The 18,294-nt window shown below is 41.5% G+C and carries 17 protein-coding genes and 1 pseudogene; 12 read left to right on the plus strand and 6 right to left on the minus strand.

Going from position 1 to position 18,294, the window contains the following annotated elements:
* Positions 1-434 precede the first annotated feature (434 nt).
* From ACGF63_RS11530 to trmL, 7 genes and pseudogenes are all read left to right on the plus strand, one after another.
* Positions 435-1,565: a glycosyltransferase family 4 protein gene (locus ACGF63_RS11530; RefSeq protein WP_387630838.1), complete on the plus strand. Its 1,131-nt coding sequence runs from the start codon at positions 435-437 to the stop codon at positions 1,563-1,565.
* Positions 1,566-2,042: 477 nt separating this feature from the next.
* A complete protein-coding gene (locus ACGF63_RS11535; RefSeq protein ID WP_387630915.1) occupies positions 2,043-3,059 on the plus strand; it encodes an EpsG family protein in 1,017 nt (338 codons plus the stop codon).
* 15 nt (positions 3,060-3,074) lie between these two features.
* Positions 3,075-4,166, plus strand: coding sequence for a glycosyltransferase (locus ACGF63_RS11540; protein ID WP_387630840.1), 1,092 nt, complete (start codon positions 3,075-3,077; stop codon positions 4,164-4,166).
* Between the two features lie 311 nt (positions 4,167-4,477).
* Complete coding sequence (locus ACGF63_RS11545; RefSeq protein WP_387630918.1) at positions 4,478-4,588, plus strand: transposase family protein; 111 nt, start codon at positions 4,478-4,480, stop codon at positions 4,586-4,588.
* Positions 4,546-5,499: pseudogene (locus ACGF63_RS11550) on the plus strand (ISAs1 family transposase). Before ACGF63_RS11545 ends, ACGF63_RS11550 begins: the two are co-directional and overlap by 43 nt.
* Positions 5,500-5,580: 81 nt before the next feature.
* Complete coding sequence (gene galE / locus ACGF63_RS11555; RefSeq protein WP_387630842.1) at positions 5,581-6,597, plus strand: UDP-glucose 4-epimerase GalE; 1,017 nt, start codon at positions 5,581-5,583, stop codon at positions 6,595-6,597.
* An 80-nt stretch (positions 6,598-6,677) separates the two neighbouring features.
* Positions 6,678-7,166 carry a tRNA (uridine(34)/cytosine(34)/5-carboxymethylaminomethyluridine(34)-2'-O)-methyltransferase TrmL gene (trmL, locus tag ACGF63_RS11560; protein WP_387630845.1) on the plus strand — a complete coding sequence of 163 codons (489 nt, stop codon included), beginning with the start codon at positions 6,678-6,680 and terminating at the stop codon, positions 7,164-7,166.
* A 108-nt stretch (positions 7,167-7,274) separates the two neighbouring features.
* On the opposite strand, the gene cysE is transcribed toward trmL, so the two are convergent.
* The 4 genes from cysE to ACGF63_RS11580 form a co-directional block, all read right to left on the minus strand.
* On the minus strand, positions 7,275-8,096 hold the full coding sequence (gene cysE / locus ACGF63_RS11565; protein WP_036845501.1) for a serine O-acetyltransferase: 822 nt from the start codon (positions 8,094-8,096) through the stop codon (positions 7,275-7,277).
* 52 nt (positions 8,097-8,148) lie between these two features.
* Entirely contained in the window at positions 8,149-9,171 is a 1,023-nt protein-coding gene (gene gpsA / locus ACGF63_RS11570; protein WP_387630848.1) for an NAD(P)H-dependent glycerol-3-phosphate dehydrogenase, read from the minus strand.
* Positions 9,171-9,647 carry a protein-export chaperone SecB gene (secB, locus tag ACGF63_RS11575; protein ID WP_021324088.1) on the minus strand — a complete coding sequence of 159 codons (477 nt, stop codon included), beginning with the start codon at positions 9,645-9,647 and terminating at the stop codon, positions 9,171-9,173. Before secB ends, gpsA begins: the two co-directional genes overlap by 1 nt.
* Positions 9,648-9,716: 69 nt before the next feature.
* A complete protein-coding gene (locus tag ACGF63_RS11580) occupies positions 9,717-10,154 on the minus strand; it encodes a rhodanese-like domain-containing protein (protein ID WP_036845497.1) in 438 nt (145 codons plus the stop codon).
* Positions 10,155-10,522: 368 nt separating this feature from the next.
* On the opposite strand from ACGF63_RS11580, the gene envC reads away from it, so the two are divergent.
* Both envC and ACGF63_RS11590 read left to right on the plus strand, forming a co-directional pair.
* The gene (envC, locus tag ACGF63_RS11585) at positions 10,523-11,830 is read left to right on the plus strand and encodes a murein hydrolase activator EnvC (protein WP_387630851.1); all 1,308 of its coding nucleotides are present in this window, start codon (positions 10,523-10,525) and stop codon (positions 11,828-11,830) included.
* A 4-nt stretch (positions 11,831-11,834) separates the two neighbouring features.
* Positions 11,835-12,746, plus strand: coding sequence for a divergent polysaccharide deacetylase family protein (locus tag ACGF63_RS11590; protein WP_036845666.1), 912 nt, complete (start codon positions 11,835-11,837; stop codon positions 12,744-12,746).
* Between the two features lie 81 nt (positions 12,747-12,827).
* Here the strand turns inward: ACGF63_RS11590 and tdh are convergent, their stop codons facing one another.
* Entirely contained in the window at positions 12,828-13,853 is a 1,026-nt protein-coding gene (tdh, locus tag ACGF63_RS11595) for an L-threonine 3-dehydrogenase (protein ID WP_387630854.1), read from the minus strand.
* A 9-nt stretch (positions 13,854-13,862) separates the two neighbouring features.
* Positions 13,863-15,059 (minus strand): glycine C-acetyltransferase, encoded by a 1,197-nt coding sequence (gene kbl / locus ACGF63_RS11600; RefSeq protein WP_387630857.1) that lies wholly within the window; start codon positions 15,057-15,059, stop codon positions 13,863-13,865.
* Positions 15,060-15,291: 232 nt separating this feature from the next.
* Between kbl and rfaD the strand changes: the two genes are divergently transcribed.
* From rfaD to rfaC, 3 genes are read left to right on the plus strand one after another with little or no spacing between them, the layout of a single operon-like run.
* The gene (gene rfaD, locus ACGF63_RS11605; protein WP_387630860.1) at positions 15,292-16,230 is read left to right on the plus strand and encodes an ADP-glyceromanno-heptose 6-epimerase; all 939 of its coding nucleotides are present in this window, start codon (positions 15,292-15,294) and stop codon (positions 16,228-16,230) included.
* 10 nt (positions 16,231-16,240) lie between these two features.
* Entirely contained in the window at positions 16,241-17,290 is a 1,050-nt protein-coding gene (gene rfaF, locus ACGF63_RS11610; protein ID WP_387630862.1) for an ADP-heptose--LPS heptosyltransferase RfaF, read from the plus strand.
* On the plus strand, positions 17,290-18,252 hold the full coding sequence (gene rfaC / locus ACGF63_RS11615) for a lipopolysaccharide heptosyltransferase RfaC (protein WP_387630865.1): 963 nt from the start codon (positions 17,290-17,292) through the stop codon (positions 18,250-18,252). Before rfaF ends, rfaC begins: the two co-directional genes overlap by 1 nt.
* Positions 18,253-18,294: the final 42 nt, after the last annotated feature.

An 18,294-nucleotide genomic window follows, 5' to 3' on the forward strand; every position in this document is an offset into this window, starting at 1 on the left:
AAATGGGGTAATAAATTGATTTTTCTGAGTTATAAGTCAGAAATTCAAACAATATCTACCGTTCAATGAGGTCAGTTTTATTGGGAATAAGAATAAAATTGGCCTTGTGGTATCTTATTGCGTTGAGCAAGGGGTTTTGAGAGGGTCTCATAAGTATAATGTGGACAAATAGCGGTAATTTACTCAAGATATCAAGCCTTGAAATAGGCAACAGGTAAGGATAAAACTTATATTATATATGTTATGTTGCCTATTTTGCATGTTGCTAACTGACATATTCAACAATTCTATCCATCATTTTTATGTCCATTTTCCGATAAAGTCAAATAAATTTTCTTACCAGATTGATGATAATTTTCAAGTTTTAAATACTACATTTTCATTCAGTCGAGTATAAAAATACCATACAAAACCAAAATTAAATAAGGCATCAAATGAGAATAATACTTATAGGAACAACAGCAGATACTATGATTAATTTCAGGAAAACATTAATAAAAAAAATGTCAGAATCTAATCATGAAGTATTTTGTTTTGCTATAGATTATAATGAAAAACAGAAAGATCAGATTAAAAAACTAGGGGCCACACCTGTTGATTATATTTTAAGCCGCTCGGGATTAAACCCTTTCTCAGATATAAAAAGCACTATAAAATTATCAAGTAAAATAAAAGATATTAAACCAGATATAGTTTTATCTTATTTTTCAAAACCTTCTATATATGGTTCATGGGCCGCTAAATTAGCCAAGACACCTAACATATTCGCGATGCTAGAAGGATTGGGCTTTTGCTTCACCTTACAGAAAGAAGGTAAAAACTGGAAAAAAATATTCTTAAGAAGAATACAAATATTACTCTATAAAATAACATTCCCTAGAATAAATGGCTTAATTCTATTAAATAAAGATGATGAAACTGATTTAATCAAAAAAAATAATATCAATGTTAAAACTTTTATTCTGGGTGGAATCGGCTTAGATTTAAATGACTACCCTTACACGCCTATCAATAAAAACAATAACATATCTTTTATTTTTATTGCCAGATTATTAAAAGAAAAAGGTATTTTCGAGTATATTAATGCAGCAAAAATAATTAAAATAAAATATCCTAAAACTACGTTCAATGTATTAGGATCAATCGATTCAGAAAATCCAGGAGGAATAAAACTGGAGCAATTAGAAGACTTAAAGAATACAGGAATAATAAATTATCCTGGATTTGTAACAAATGTAAATGAATGGCTGAGTAACAGTGATATTTTTGTATTACCATCATACTACAGAGAAGGCATACCAAGAAGTACTCAGGAAGCTATGGCTATTGGTCGGCCTATAATTACTACTAATGTACCTGGATGCAAGGAAACCGTTCATGAAGGAAAAAATGGTTTTCTAGTTTCCCCATGGTCTGCAGAAGACTTAGCTGAAAAAATGATTTTTTTTATAGAAAATCCCAATCGCATAGAAGAAATGGGGCAAGAAAGTTATCATATTGCTAAAACACAATATGACTGTCACAAAGTTAACTATAACCTAATGAAAATATTGAGGATACTATAAAAAACAAGCTTTAACTACATATTATCTACTAATAAATATATAATTTTCTTATATCTCTTCAAAAAAAACTAAAAAAATCACTGCACAATATAATAAAATTCAAATCGAGACAACATATAGGATTATCTTACTTATTGCTTGAATTCTACTTTTAGCCTCCATAAAAAATGGGGGGATTACTAATGCATGATACTTGCCGTAACAAGCGGGTTTGGAACCATATTGGAACCATTCTTTTGGCTTCGGAGGAGACTCCTTAACAAATATTAATATTTATTAAGAGGGGCCAAATCGGCATAATTTTTACCGATTTGAATGATGCAATTCATTATATTATATAAATATTTCATGAATTTAATTACATATAAAAGGACACCAAGTTAATAACATTATATCTATTCTAAGAAACAAAACAGCCCAGTTAATTTAATAAAAATCCAAACAAGGTAAGACATGGCAATTTATTCATACATATGGATGTTAATAATAATTAAAAATTTTTCTTTCTCTAAAAACAAAAGAGACTTATTTATCTTTTCTCTATTTCTTACTTTTTTTATAGGATTACGCCAAGAAATAGGTGTAGATTGGTTCAACTATCTAAACATGTACAAAAAAATTGTTCAATTACCATTTAGAGAAGCTCTGTTTGTATCAGACCCTCTATATAGCATATTGAATTATATGTCCGAAGCATTCGGACTAGGGGGTATTTATTTTGTAAACTTCATATGTGCATCTATCTTTTGTTTATCAGTTTACTTTTTCTCAAAAAACTTCAAAAGCATCTGGCTACCTGTGCTAATATTGTATCCTTATACAATATTAGCAGTATCAATGGGATACACTAGGCAATCAGTTGCCATTGCATTTTCATTATTTGCCTTTAACTCCTTATTAAGAAATAATCAAAAAATACATTTTTTGTGTTTTATATTACTAAGTATTCTTTTTCACAAATCAGCAATTATACTATTGATAGTATTACCTTTTATCTATTTAAAAAAATCAAATTCCACTTTTTTTTTCCTATTTTATGTCATAATTATTTCAATATTTATAATTATTTCATTTTATTTAATATCACCTCAAAATATATATTTATCTGGAGAATTAAGTTCATCAGGGAGTACTATACGAACCTTGATACACATGTTCCCATGTGCTCTTTATTTTATATATAGAAAACCATTTAAAAACAAAATAAAAATATCAATAAGAATTCTAGATATAATGGCAATATTGATAATATCATCATTAATTATCGGTATATTTTTCTCCACTTTAGTTGATAGATTTGGTTTATATTTTATTATTTTTGATGTGCTTGTGTTATCCGTTTTTTCCGATTTATTAAAACCTAATCAAAGGTTATTTTTCGTATTAATATTAGCAATATTAAATAGCATAATATTATATACTTGGTTATTTTATTCTCCTTGGGCTCAATGTTGTTGGGTGCCTTATAATAACTTAATAATGACAATCTTATAAAGATTAGAGGTAATAATGAAAATTGCTTTAATTACAACAGGACTTGGTATGGGGGGAGCAGAAAAACAACTCTGCGATCTCGCTGATACATTTTTAGTGCATAACCAATCAGTAATAATTATCTCTCTAACAGGCCCTACAATTACTAAACCAATTTCTGATAAAATATTTATTTATGAAATAGGAATGAAAAAAACGCCTTGGGGATTTATACACGCCCTATGGAAAGTTAAAAAAATAATAAAAAAAGAAGATATAGATGTATTACACTCACACATGTTTCATGCAAACATATTTTCAAGGTGCATACGCTTATTTACTAAATTCCCCCAATTAATATGTACTGCTCACAGTACAAATGAAGGGGGTTCACTTAGAATGTTTATATACCGTATAACTAATTGGCTCTCAGATCTAAATACAAATGTTAGCCAAAATGCTGTAGACTCTTTCATAAAAAAAAAGGCAATGAAGGAAAACCAAATTATTAGTGTCTCTAATGGCATTAATACTAATAAGTTCTTTTTTTCAGAGGAGTCAAGAAGAAATATACGGGGAGAGTTAGATATCCCTGATAATATACAATTATTTTTATCTGTTGGTCGATTACATGACTCCAAAGACTATCCAAACTTACTATATGCATTTTCAATTCTTTTAGAAAGAAAACCATTATCATATTTAATTATTGCAGGTAACGGCCCACTTATTGATAAACTCATAAGACTAGCAACCGAGCTTAATATAATAAAAAATATACACTTTTCAGGTGCTAGAGATGATATTCCAGCCTTAATGAGTGCTTGTGATACATTTGTTTTATCTTCTAAATATGAAGGATTTGCGTTAGTTATAGCAGAAGCTATGGCTTGTCAACGATATATCGTTGCAACCAATTGCGGCGGAGTAAAATTTGTTCTTAATAAATATGGTTCCTTAGTGCCAATACAAGATTCAAAAAGATTAGCAGACGCTATGGAAAAAAGTATAGAAATAGATAAGGACAAAAAATACCAACTAGGATTAGAAGCAAGGAATCATATCAAAAATAATTTTTCTATAGAAAAAATATCTCTTCAATGGTTAAAACTATATGAAAAAACATAGTGAATTTAAAATTTATTTTTTATGCCTTTATTGGTGTTAAATCACAGAATGAAATCAGTTGATTAAAGTAAATAATTTGATATTAAATCTGCTTCCTGAAATAGATAAATGAGTATCAAGGTGAGATCACAAGCGTTATTTAACCAAAATCGTTCAGTTTGACCTACAGATTAAGTAATGATCTCATACTCCTTTTTTCGGGAGTGCCTTCATGAATATCGACGCTTTTTCTCAGTACTTCAGCAAATTACAAGATCCTCGCCAATCGGCCAAAATCAGCTATCGCCTTGTTTGACGTTCTTTTCCTGACAATGTGCGCTGTTATTGCTGGGGCTGAAGGGTGGGAAGATATTGAAGATTTCGGGAAAATGCGCCTCGATTGGCTTCAGCAAAAGGGGCTGTTTCAAACAGGATTGCAATAGCGCGTATCATCTCCCGCCTTGATCCCGTCCAGTTTCAGCGATGTTTTATTCACTGGGCTCAGGCGGTGAACGAACGTACCGAAGGCGAAATTATTGCAATTGATGGCAAGACATTACGGGGAACCGGCAACGGCAACACGCGACAATTAGCTATCCATAAGGTCAGCGCCTTTGCGACCACTAATGGCGTGGTGATGGGACAGCTAAAAACCGAGCATAAATCCAATGAAATTAAAGCGATTCCGAAATTGATTCATTTGCTGGATATCAAAGGTTGTCTGGTATCTATTGATGCGATGGGGTGTCAAACCCAAATCGCAGAAAAGATCCTTCATCAGGGAGGCGACTACCTGCTGGCCGTGAAAGACAATCAGGAACACTTGTACCGAGCTGTCAAACAGGCACTGGCGGCGAAAACCATGGCGAGCAGTACCCCAGAAAATGTTACGATAGAACAAGACCATGGGCGCATTGAAGCTCGAGAATATCATGTGTTACCCGCGGATGAACTGGGGCAGCAATTTCCAGCCTAGAAAGAGGTAAAAAGTATCGGTGTGGCAATAGGGTATCGCCTTGAAAACTCGGGCTAAGAATCACTGGCGTATCGATACTCTATCAGCTCTGCTGAACTGGAACCGGCACGCTTTGCGGCGGCAGTGCGTGGTCATTGGGGAATTGAAAATCGTGTCCATTGGGTCCTTGATGTATCAATGAATGAAGATGCGTGTGCTATTTGTCGTGGTGACTCCGCTGAGATTTTAGCCTGTATGCGACATTTGTCTCTCAATATGCTGAGGGCAGACACCAGCGAAAAAGCCAGTATTCGGCGCAAACGGAAGATGACCAGTATGAGTAGTGCTTATATGGACAAGGTGTTAATAGCAGGATTAAGCTCGCTGGGTAAAAAATGAACACTCACGCTCTCACCCTGCCCAGAAGGACGTCTTGCATTAACAGGATAAATACAACTGTAACAAGTAAGTAGAAATAATATGACCATATTAATCACCGGCGGAGCCGGCTACATCGGCTCACATACCGTATTAACTCTTTTAGAAAAAGGAGCTGATGTGGTTGTTATTGATAACCTATGTAACTCATCACCAGAATCTCTTCGCAGGATTGAAAAGATCACTGGCAAATCAGTGAAATTCTATCAAGGTGATGTACTTGATTTAAATTTACTGAATCAAATATTCCAAGAAAATAACATCGAATCTGTGATTCATTTTGCAGGTTTAAAAGCAGTTGGTGAGTCAACCAGAAAGCCACTCGAGTATTATCAAAACAATGTTACTGGCACTTTAATGCTGTTACAAGCTATGCGTGCCAATGGTGTACATCAACTGATTTTCAGCTCATCAGCGACAGTCTACGGTGATCCTGAATTTGTGCCACTAACTGAAAATGCCAAAGTAGGTGGTACAACCAACCCTTATGGCACTTCTAAATTGATGGTTGAGCAAATTCTAAAAGATTTTGCCGCAGCCGAGCCAAGCTTCAAAATCACTAGCCTGAGATATTTCAATCCTGTCGGTGCACACCCGTCAGGTATGATTGGCGAAGATCCTAATGGTATTCCTAATAATCTGTTGCCTTATATTACTCAGGTTGCTATTGGTCGTCTGGAATGTTTATCAGTCTATGGCAACGATTATCCAACCAAAGACGGTACCGGTGTTCGTGACTATATTCATGTGATGGATTTAGCTGAAGGCCATATTGCTGCGATTGACTATCTGGCTAAACAGCAATCTTATGAAGTATTCAACTTAGGGACTGGTACTGGTTATTCTGTACTTGAGCTACTTCATGCTTTTGAAAAAGCAGCAGGTAAAGAGATTGCATATAAAATTACAGATAGACGCCCTGGAGATATTGCCGAATGTTGGTCTGAACCATCCAGAGCCCACGATATCCTTGGCTGGCAAGCGACACGCAATATTGACGATATGATGCGTGATAGCTGGAATTGGCAGAAGAATAACCCTAATGGTTTTCGTAGCTGAAGAACTGTCACCCTCAATAAATCCCCCCTGCATCCCTACTCAATTTCTGCTAATCTGTGCCCCTCGTTTCTGGGGGGCATATGCTAAACATCGTCTTATTTGAACCTGAAATCCCGCCTAATACCGGTAATATTATTCGTCTTTGTGCCAATACTGGTTTTCAATTACATCTGATTCAGCCTCTGGGTTTTACTTGGGATGACAAACGGCTGCGTCGGGCCAGGCTGGATTATCATGAGTTTGCCAATATCAAACAGCATCATGATTATTTTGCTTTTTTGGAGAGTGAAGGGTTAACAGGAGAATCTTCTGCCCGGCTGTTTGCACTCACCACGAAAGGAACACCGGCACATAGTGCGGTAAGTTATCAGGATGGGGATTATTTGATGTTCGGGCCAGAAACCAGAGGGTTACCACCCTATGTTCTGGATAATATGCCACAACAACAAAAAATCCGTATTCCAATGCTGGCAGACAGCCGAAGTATGAATCTTTCTAATTCAGTTGCTGTTGTGGTTTTTGAAGCCTGGCGGCAATTAGGTTATTCAGGTGCTTTATTGAAAGAGTAATTGCCATTGACTAAAGTTAATGCCGTGCATCTAATCAATTAAAAGACCACGGCATTTTTGACTATTCAGTTTTGTGAACAATATTTCTTAAACACAGTTGTTCACAAATTAAATCCCATCACCATACTCAAAGCCATTGTTGATACCATTAAAATGTTGGTTCATATCCAATGAGGGTTTTTCGCTTTCAGGTTTACCGACAATACGGGCTGGCACACCAGCGGCTGTTGTGTGTGGTGGAACAGAGCGAAGGACTACTGATCCTGCACCAATTTTTGCCCCACGACCAATTTCTATATTGCCAAGTATTGTTGAACCCGCGCCAATCATCACCCCTTCCCTGACTTTCGGATGACGATCACCCCCGGTTTTACCTGTACCACCAAGGGTGACGGATTGCAGGATAGAAACGTCATTCTCCACTACCGCCGTTTCACCAATCACAATGCCGGTAGCATGGTCAAGCATGATGCCACAACCAATCTTAGCTGCCGGATGAATGTCAACACCAAAAGACATTGAGATTTGGTTTTGCAGGTAAATAGCCAGTGCCTTACGCCCTTCCCCCCATATCCAATGGGCAATACGATAGGCTTGCAAAGCATGGAATCCTTTGAGGTAAAGCAGAGGCGTTGAGTATTTATCTACCGCAGGATCACGTAAACGCACCGCTATGATGTCGCGGGCAGCAGAGACTATCATTTTCTGATCTGAGCTATAAGCCTCTTCTACGATCTCTCTGACGGCAATAGCCGGCATAATCGGCGTAGCCAGTTTATTAGCCAACATATAACTTAGAGCACTACCAAGATTTTCATGCTTGAGTAATGTCGCATGAAAAAAACTGGCTAACATCGGTTCACATTCAGCCAGTGCTCTCGCTTCTGTTCTTATGCTTTTCCAAACTTCGTCCAATTCTTCCAGCGACATATTTTTTACTCTCACAGTTAGAACCCATCTTTATTATTAGATTTTTTCTGATTCAAGAGCGTACATTATCGCTCTCGTCCTTTCTGGCTCTTCCTAATAATGCTTGAGCAGCTTCTATCACATTTTTATTGCAATACAGTATTTGATAGATTTGTTCTGCAATCGGCATTTCCACACCGGCACGTTCGGCCAATGCGCGCACTTCTTTGGTATTGCGGTAACCTTCAACAACCTGTCCAATCTGGCACTGGGCTTCTTCAACGCTAATGCCTTGCCCCAGCATCATACCAAAGCGACGGTTACGTGATTGGTTATCTGTACAAGTTAAGACCAAATCGCCCAATCCCGCCATGCCCATAAAAGTTGAAGGATCCGTGCCAAGAGCGGTACCAAGGCGACTCATTTCTGTTAATCCACGGGTAATCAATGCAGTACGTGCATTAGCACCAAACCCCATGCCATCAGATATTCCCGCACCTATAGCAATCACGTTTTTTACGGCACCACCAAGTTGAACGCCAATAAAATCGGGATTTTTGTAAACACGGAAGCTTTTGCCACAGTGGAATAGTTGCTGAAGTTCATCACTAAAGGCAGATTCAGTAGCAGAAATCGCTATCGCTGTGGGTAAACCAGCCGCTAATTCTTTCGCAAAGGTTGGGCCAGAAAGCACCGCCAACGGTATTTCGTCGCCTAATATCTCACGGGCCACGTCCTGCAATAACCGGCCAGTATCCGCTTCCAGACCTTTAGTTGCCCAGACAATTCGCGAATCAGGCAGCAGATGGGATTTTACCTGCTTTAACACCTCACCAAACACATGGCTGGGAACCACAATAAGAATGTTGCGGCTTGCTGTCAGTGCTTTTGTCAGGTCTGTTTCAAGCAATAAACTGTCAGGGAAGGAGACATCCGGCAGAAATTTCTGATTACAACGCGCCTGTTGCAATGCCCTAATATGCTCTGAGTCATGCCCCCAAAGCACAACCTCATGACCATTACGTGCCAACGTAATGGCTAATGCGGTGCCGTATGAACCGGCACCGATAACTGTCATAGAAACAGTACTATTCATTAAGCTTCCTGTTGAGCTTGTTCATCATTCTGAGGTTGCTCTGCCTGCTGTTGCAGGTAGTTCATGAACAGAGCATCAAAGTTTACCGGAGCCAGATTGAGTTGTGGGAAGGTACCACGGCTCACCAAGCTGGTGATGCATTCACGGGCATATGGGAACAGGATATTCGGACAATATGCACCCAAGCAATGAGCCAGCTGAGTTCCTTCGATACCTTCAATAGAGAAAATACCGCCTTGCTGTATTTCACACAGGAATGCCGTCTCTTCGCCCAGCGCTGCCGTCACAGTTACACGCAGAACAACTTCATAAACCCCCTGTGCCAACTCACTGGAAGCCGTATCCAGATCGAGCTTTACTTCCGGCTGCCATTCCTGTTGGAACACCTGCGGTGCGTTTGGTGCTTCAAAAGAGATATCTTTGGTGTAGATACGTTGGATCTGGAAAGCCATTTCTGTATTGTTTTGTTCTGACATAATAATTGTTACCTTTAGATGTCCTTATTAAATTTTTTACGTGAATGTCTCCACTCACACCCAAAATGATTACTTTTTACCACGCGCCAATGGTAAGTTTTCGCCTGTCCAACCAGCCAGACCTTCTTTCAGGGAGCATACGCGTTCAAAACCAGCACGGAGAAGATTCTCAGCCGGAGTGCGCGATTCAGTGCCATTCGCTGAAACAACAATCACCGGCTGCTTTTTATGTTTTTCCAACTCAGCCAGGTTGTTGTCTTTGATTTCAGATGGAGTCAGGTTTATTGAACCAATGATATGCCCTTTGCGGAAATCTTCACGGGAACGTAAATCCACGACGATGGCTTCTTCTTTATTGATCAGATTAATCGCTTGTGCACGGGTTATCTCTTTGGTTTTAGAGAAGAGACTTTTCATCGTCGTCACAATAACGGCAACCAGCAGTGCAATCCAGATGAGGCTTAAGGTCATGTGCTGATTAATAAATTGCATGATTTCTTGCAGCATGGGGGGCAAAAACTCCCGTTGGTTATTAACAAATATCTAAGACTCCAGAGTATACCTTTGTGTTGTGTCAATTACAGCCAAATAGCATAAGCTCAATGCAAATTTTGCGGAGAGTTTCGAGAAAAAATAAAAATATGCTGAAAATGGAACGCGTTAAGTACGCTATCAGAAGATTCTCTGCCACACTGAACGAATACAGGAATCCAGGCAATAAATAGGCTAAAGTGGCTAATGTGCCCAGTTATTATCTGATTTCAATGTTGAAACAATATTATCCGGAAGTGTAAAAAATCAGCAAAGTATCTGGTAACCAATTGTTCAACATGAAATAATCTGATGTTATACAGTCGCAAGGTATATTGACAGCAATGGCAGACAACAAGGAAATACCTGGCCGTCATTATCGGCTCAATCAGAATTCATGGCAGAATAAAATTCGTGCCTTATTGTTCTGTGCTTTCCTGTCCGCGGTTTTCAGCTTTAATACCTTTGCCAATCCGATTATCGACAATAAAAATCAGCTTAAAAATCTTCAGCAAGACATTGCAGAGAAAGAGAAGAATGTGCAACAACAGCAGCAAAAACGCAGTACGTTGTTGAGTCAACTGCAAGATCAGGAAAATACAATTTCTAAAGTTGGCCTCTCTCTGCACACTACCCAAACTCAACTCAGTCAGCTGAATAAAGAGATTACCGCGCTTAATGCCAATATCAAGAAACTGGAAAAACAACAAACAGCGCAACGGGGTATGCTGGCACGTCAATTGGATGCCGCTTTCCGTCAAGGGCAGCATCAAGGGCTTGAGCTCATGTTCAGAGGTGAAGAAGGCAAGAGGGGCGAGCGCATCCTCGCTTACTATAGTTACCTTAATCAAGCCCGTCAGGATACTATTGTTAAGCTTGAGCAAACTACCGTTGATTTAACTGAACAGAAAAAACTTGAGCAGCAAAAACAGAAAGAGCAGAAACAAGTTCTGACGGAACAACAACAACAAAAGCAGCAGATGGAAGTGGCCCGCAGCGCCCGGCAGAAAACTCTGACTGAGCTGGAGTCTTCCTTGAAGAAGGATCAGAAAAGTCTCGCTGAACTAAAACAAAATGAAACCCGTCTACGGGATAAAATTGCTAAAGCAGAACGGGAAGCGAAAGCACGCGCTGAACGGGAAGCCAAAGAAGCTGCGCGTGTTCGTGCTCAGATTGCGGCGAAACAGAAACAAGCGCAGAAAAAAGGTTCCAGCTATAAACCCACTGAAGATGAACGCGCATTAATGGCGCGGACTGGTGGCCTTGGCCGTCCGGCTGGTCAGGCAATCTGGCCTGTCCGCGGTAAGGTGATACATGAATTTGGTGAGGCACTGCAAGGCGAACTGCGCTGGAAAGGCATGGTGATTGCTGCCACAGAAGGCACTGAGGTCAAAGCGATATCTGATGGCCGGGTACTGCTGGCTGATTGGTTGCAAGGCTATGGGCTGGTTGTCGTTATAGAGCACGGTAAAGGTGATATGAGCCTTTATGGCTATAATCAGAGCGCTCTGGTCAGTGTCGGCCAGCAAGTTCGTGCCGGGCAACCCATCGCCCTGGTCGGTAACAGTGGCGGTCAGGAACAACCCGCCCTGTATTTTGAAATCCGCCGTCAGGGTAGAGCGGTAAACCCACAACCTTGGCTTGGGAGATGATCAGGTGAGACAACTCAAGTTTACAAAACTCATTGGTACTATCATCTTGTTACTCTTGAGCTTGCAAGCCAGTGCTGCCCGTCTGGCAATTGTTATCGATGATTTTGGCTACCGTCCTCATAATGAAAACAAAATATTGCAGATGCCTGTTGCGGTTTCTATCGCAATTCTGCCGGATTCTCCCCACGGCAGGGAAATGGCTGAAAAAGCCCATCAACAAGGACGGGAGATTTTAATCCACCTGCCAATGGCACCTTTAAGTAAGCAACGGTTAGAACCGGATACTCTCCAGCCAACAATGAGCAGTGAAGAGATTGATCGCATTATTCAGCGCGCAATACAAAAGGTCCCTTATGCGGTAGGCATAAATAACCATATGGGCAGCGCGATGACTTCAAGCTTGCCGGGAATGCAGAAGGTTATGCGCTCGCTGTCCCGCTATGAACTTTACTTTCTCGATAGTGTGACGATTGGAAATACTCAAGCAACAAAGGCAGCACAAGGCACTCATGTTCGCGTTATCCGCCGCAATATTTTTCTTGATGATGTGCAGTCAGAAGCGGAAACCCGCTATCAGTTAAACCGTGCGATTTCTATTGCCCGGAAGAATGGTTCAGCTATTGCTATCGGTCATCCTCATCCGACAACCATTCGCGCATTACAACAGATGCTGCCAACGCTTCCCGCTGATATTGAATTGGTCAGCCCTAGTAGGCTGTTAAGTGGCACACCTGTTGGTGACAATCACCGTAAATGGGGCAAGCAGTGTGAAATAAAAGCGGTGCCAACCACTGTTACCAGTCAAGACTATCTGGCAGTCATTAGCAACACTTTGGTTGATAATCCTGTTGTGAATACCATGAGCCAGCATATCCAGAAACTGGCTGGAGATAAATCTCAGGGTAGAACAGAATAGAAAATCATCCGAAAAAATGACTCATAAAACAGGCGCCCAAAAAACTGCAAGCGCCTGTTAATCTTAGTGGTAATTTATTGATTAATCCCAGCTCAGAATAACTTTACCAGACTGCCCTGAACGCATGATGTCAAAGCCTTTTTGGAAGTCATCAATAGAGAACCGGTGAGTGATAATGGGGGTCAGGTCCAAACCAGATTGAATCAATGTCGCCATTTTGTACCAGGTTTCAAACATTTCACGGCCATAAATGCCTTTAATAAACAAGCCCTTGAAAATCACCTGACTCCAGTCGATTGCCATATCTGATGGTGGAATCCCCAACAGCGCGACACGGCCACCGTGATTCATGGTATTCAATAAGGTACGAAATGCCGCCGGTGCGCCGGACATTTCCAAACCAACATCAAAACCTTCAGTCATGCCCAATTCTGCCATGACATCTGTCAGGTTTTCCTTGCTGACGTTGACCGCACGGGTAACCCCCATTTTACGGGCCAGCTCAAGGCGATATTCGTTAACGTCGGTGATAACAACATGACGCGCACCAACATGTTTACACACTGCCGCAGCCATAATACCAATTGGGCCTGCACCGGAAACCAGCACATCCTCACCAACCAGATCAAATGAAAGCGCGGTATGAACAGCATTGCCAAATGGGTCAAAAATAGAAGCCAGCTCATCAGAGATGTTATCTGGGATTTTGAACGAATTAAACGCAGGGATAACCAGATATTGAGCAAAGCAGCCTGGACGGTTTACTCCGACACCAATGGTATTACGGCATAAGTGAGTACGGCCACCACGACAGTTACGGCAGTGACCACAAGTGATATGCCCTTCGCCAGACACCCGATCACCAATTTTAAAACCTTTCACTTCCTGACCAATAGCAACAACTTCACCAACATATTCATGACCAACAACCATCGGTACAGGAATTGTTTTTTGCGACCAGTCATCCCAGTTATAGATGTGCACATCCGTACCACAAATCGCAGTTTTACGGATTTTGATCATCACATCATTGTGCCCCAGCTCCGGCTCGGGCACATCGGTCATCCAGATGCCTTCTTCTGCTTTTAACTTTGACAATGCTTTCATAGAGATGCCTTATGCAATTACTTTTAATTGCTTACCAATTCGCGTGAACGCCTCAACCGCACGTTCAATTTGTTCTTCCGTATGGGCCGCTGACATTTGCGTGCGGATACGGGCCTGATTTTTAGGGACTACCGGATAGAAGAAACCGGTGACGTAAATGCCTTCTTTCAGTAATTCTGCGGCAAATTCCTGCGCCAATTTCGCATTGCCTAACATAACCGGGATGATCGCGTGATCAGCACCTGCCAAAGTGAAACCTGCGGCGGTCATTTTTTCACGGAACAGGTTGGCGTTCTTCCACAGGCGATCGCGTAACGCATCACCCTCTTTCAGCATATCCAACACGTTAATGGATGCCGCGACAATCGCCGGCGCCAGTGAGTTGGAGAACAGATATGGGCGTGAACGCTGGCGCAACCACTCAACAACGTCTTTACGTGCCGCAGTATAGCCACCAGAAGCACCACCCAGCGCTTTACCTAATGTGCCGGTAATGATGTCAATACGATCCATCACGTCACAATATTCGTGAGTACCACGACCATGTGCGCCAACAAAACCTACAGCATGGGAGTCATCCACCATCACCATTGCACCAAATTCATCCGCCAGATCACAGATAGATTTCAGGTCAGCAATAACACCATCCATAGAGAACACACCATCTGTTGCAATCACAATATGACGCGCGTTATCTGTTTTTGCTTGCTCCAATTGCGCTCTCAGTTCCTGCATATCATTATTGGCATAGCGATAACGCTTCGCTTTACATAAGCGGACACCATCAATAATAGAAGCGTGGTTCAGAGCATCCGAGATAATGGCATCTTCCGGCCCAAACAACGTTTCAAATAAACCACCGTTGGCATCAAAACAAGAAGAGTAAAGAATGGCATCTTCCATACCCAAAAATTCTGCCAGTTTTTTCTCCAGCTCTTTATGAGTATCCTGAGTCCCACAAATAAAACGAACTGATGCCATACCAAAACCGTGGCTATCCATTCCCGCTTTAGCGGCAGCAATAAGATCCGGATGATTAGCCAAACCTAAGTAGTTATTTGCGCAGAAGTTAATAACGTGGCTACCATCAGCTACAGCAATGTCAGCATTTTGGGCAGAAGTGATGATACGTTCATTTTTGAATAACCCTTCAGAATGGGCTTGTTCTAATTGTTCATTAATTTGCTGATAAAATGATGCTGGCATTTATTTTCTCCTGATTTAAATGAAGGGTCGTTACATATTTTACTCATTGATCAGGCAACTGACGACTCTATCAGGCAGTTAATATTAACTTTGCTGTATCCGTCACGTCATGCAACCTGAATGACCATAATATTTCAGTATATTCCCCTGCTTAAGCTGCTGTCGTCATAGATGTTAGATGTTATTATAGAAGCAATTTGCTTCATTAACCCGATTGATAGAGGTGAGTCTGATGATCATTGTCACTGGCGGTGCTGGATTTATTGGCAGCAATATTGTCAAAGCACTAAATGACGAAGGATATAAAGATATTCTGGTCGTAGATAATCTGAAAGATGGTACTAAGTTCGCCAATCTGGCCGACCTGGATATTGCTGATTACATGGACAAGGAAGAGTTTATTGTTAGCATCCTGGCCGGTGATGATTTAGGTGATATTGACGCTATTTTCCATGAAGGCGCTTGCTCATCCACAACAGAGTGGGATGGTAAGTATATGATGGATAATAACTATCAATATTCAAAAGAATTGCTGCACTATTGCCTTGAACGTGGAATTCCTTTCTTGTACGCCTCTTCCGCAGCAACCTATGGTGGCCGCAGTGATAATTTTATTGAAGAGCGTCAATATGAAAAACCTCTCAATGTTTATGGCTACTCTAAGTTCCTGTTCGACCAGCATGTCCGGGAGCTCTTGCCGCACGCTGATTCACAGATTTGCGGTTTCCGTTATTTCAATGTGTACGGGCCACGCGAAGGGCACAAAGGCAGTATGGCCAGTGTTGCATTCCATCTGAATAATCAAATCAATCAAGGGCAAAACCCTAAGCTATTTGCTGGCAGTGAAGGCTTTCAACGTGATTTTATCTATGTTGGTGATGCCGCTGCGGTTAATCTGTGGTTCTGGAAAAACGGCGTTTCCGGTATTTATAACTGTGGAACAGGTCGCTCTGAATCTTTCCAGGCGGTTGCAGATGCGGTTGTTGAATTCCATAAAGATAAATCACCGGCCGTTGAATATATTAATTTTCCTGAACATTTAAAAGGCCGTTATCAAAGCTTCACTCAGGCAGATCTGACTAAACTCCGCGCGGCTGGTTATGATAGACCATTCAAAACAGTCGCCGAAGGCGTCACAGAATATATGCATTGGCTTAATCAGGATAAATAATCTACTCGTTATGAAAATATTGGTGATCGGCCCTTCGTGGGTGGGTGACATGATGATGTCGCAGAGCCTTTACCGGACATTAAAGGCCCTGCATCCTAATGCAGAAATTGATGTGATGGCTCCAGCCTGGTGCCGTCCGCTACTGGCAAAAATGCCGGAAGTCAATCAGGCACTGGCAATGCCATTAGGCCACGGAGCACTGGCATTGGGAGAGCGCCGTCGTCTTGGCGTCGCACTGCGTGAACATAAATATGATCGCGCTTATGTGCTGCCAAACTCGTTTAAATCTGCGTCGGTGCCTTTCTTCGCCAATATTCCTCTGCGCACCGGCTGGCGCGGTGAAATGAGATATGGATTGCTCAATGATATTCGCACACTGAATAAAGAAGCTTTCCCATTAATGGTTCAACGCTATGTCGCATTGGCTTACGATGCAAAACTCAGTAGCGCTACGGAGCTTCCTCAACCATTACTGTGGCCTCAGTTGGATGTCAGTGATGAAGATGTTGCTGAGTCTACCGCGGCATTCAATATTTCTGATCACCGGCCAATTATCGGTTTCTGTCCCGGAGCAGAGTTCGGTCCGGCAAAACGTTGGCCGCACTATCATTATGCCGCGTTGGCTCAACAGCTTATCATTAAAAAGGGATATCAAATTCTGCTGTTTGGTTCCGCCAAAGATCATGAAGGTGGAGAAGATATCTGCAAGTCGCTGACTGAAGAAACCCGTGAATACTGTATCAATCTTGCCGGACAAACCTCTCTTGAGCAGGCGGTCAATATTATCGCGGCCTGTGATGCTATTGTGACCAACGATTCTGGTTTGATGCATGTTGCCGCAGCACTCAATCGCCCTCTCGTTGCACTCTACGGCCCAAGCAGCCCAGACTTTACGCCACCATTGTCTGATAAAGCAGAAGTTATCCGCCTTATTACTGGCTATCATAAGGTCAGAAAAGGTGACAGTGCACACGGCTATCATCAGAGTCTGATTGATATTCAACCAGAACAGGTTATGGCTTCTCTGGATACATTATTACAAGCGGAGAACCAGAATTAATGCGGGTTTTACTGGTTAAGACTTCTTCCATGGGAGATGTGCTTCACTCTCTCCCGGCACTGACTGATGCAGAAAAAAACCTGCCTGGTGTCCGTTTTGACTGGGTGGTAGAAGAAGGATTCGCACAAATCCCCGGCTGGCACAGTGCAGTTGATCAAGTTATTCCTGTTGCTATTCGCCGCTGGCGTAAAAACTGGTTTGGTAAAGAGATCCGCGCAGAACACCGTTTATTTAAAGAAAAACTAAAATTACATCATTATGATGCCATTATTGATGCTCAGGGGTTATTAAAGAGTGCATTTTTGGTAACTCGATTAGCTCATGGCCCTAAACATGGTTACGACCGTAAAAGTATCCGTGAACCATTAGCGAGTTTTTTTTATGATTGCCGCCATACCGTCAGCAAGCAGCAACATGCCGTAGAACGTATCCGCGAGCTGTTTTCTGTCAGCCTTGGTTATGCCAAACCAGCAGAGCAAGGCGATTATGGTATTGCCCTTCACTTTTTAAAGCAGCAATCAGAAAATCAAGGTGATTATCTGGTTTTTCTCCATGCCACTACCCGTGATGAAAAACACTGGCCGGAAGGCCATTGGCGTCAGCTTATTGCGGAAATTCAGCCAACTGGTGTGCGAATTAAACTTCCCTGGGGAGCGGAACATGAGCACCAACGTGCACTGAGGCTGGCGGAAGATTTCCCTCATGTGGAGGTTCTGCCAAAACTAACTTTGGCACAAGTCGCTCAGGAGTTGGCGGGAGCACAAGGCGTTGTCTCTGTTGATACTGGCCTGAGCCACCTCACCGCCGCACTGGACCGCCCTAATATTACACTGTTTGGCCCAACCGATCCGGGCCTGATTGGAGGATACGGCAAGGAACAGATGTCCTTGAAAGCAGAAGATGGGAATATCAAAAGTATTACGCCATCGAAAGTATTCTCCTATCTCTGGCAAAAAATATGAAATTAAATTCAAAATACTGGCTAAAGGCATTCTTTAACCAGT

Source organism: Photorhabdus sp. RM322S (genome assembly GCF_042879395.1).
Taxonomy (GTDB): Bacteria; Pseudomonadota; Gammaproteobacteria; order Enterobacterales; family Enterobacteriaceae; genus Photorhabdus; species Photorhabdus khanii.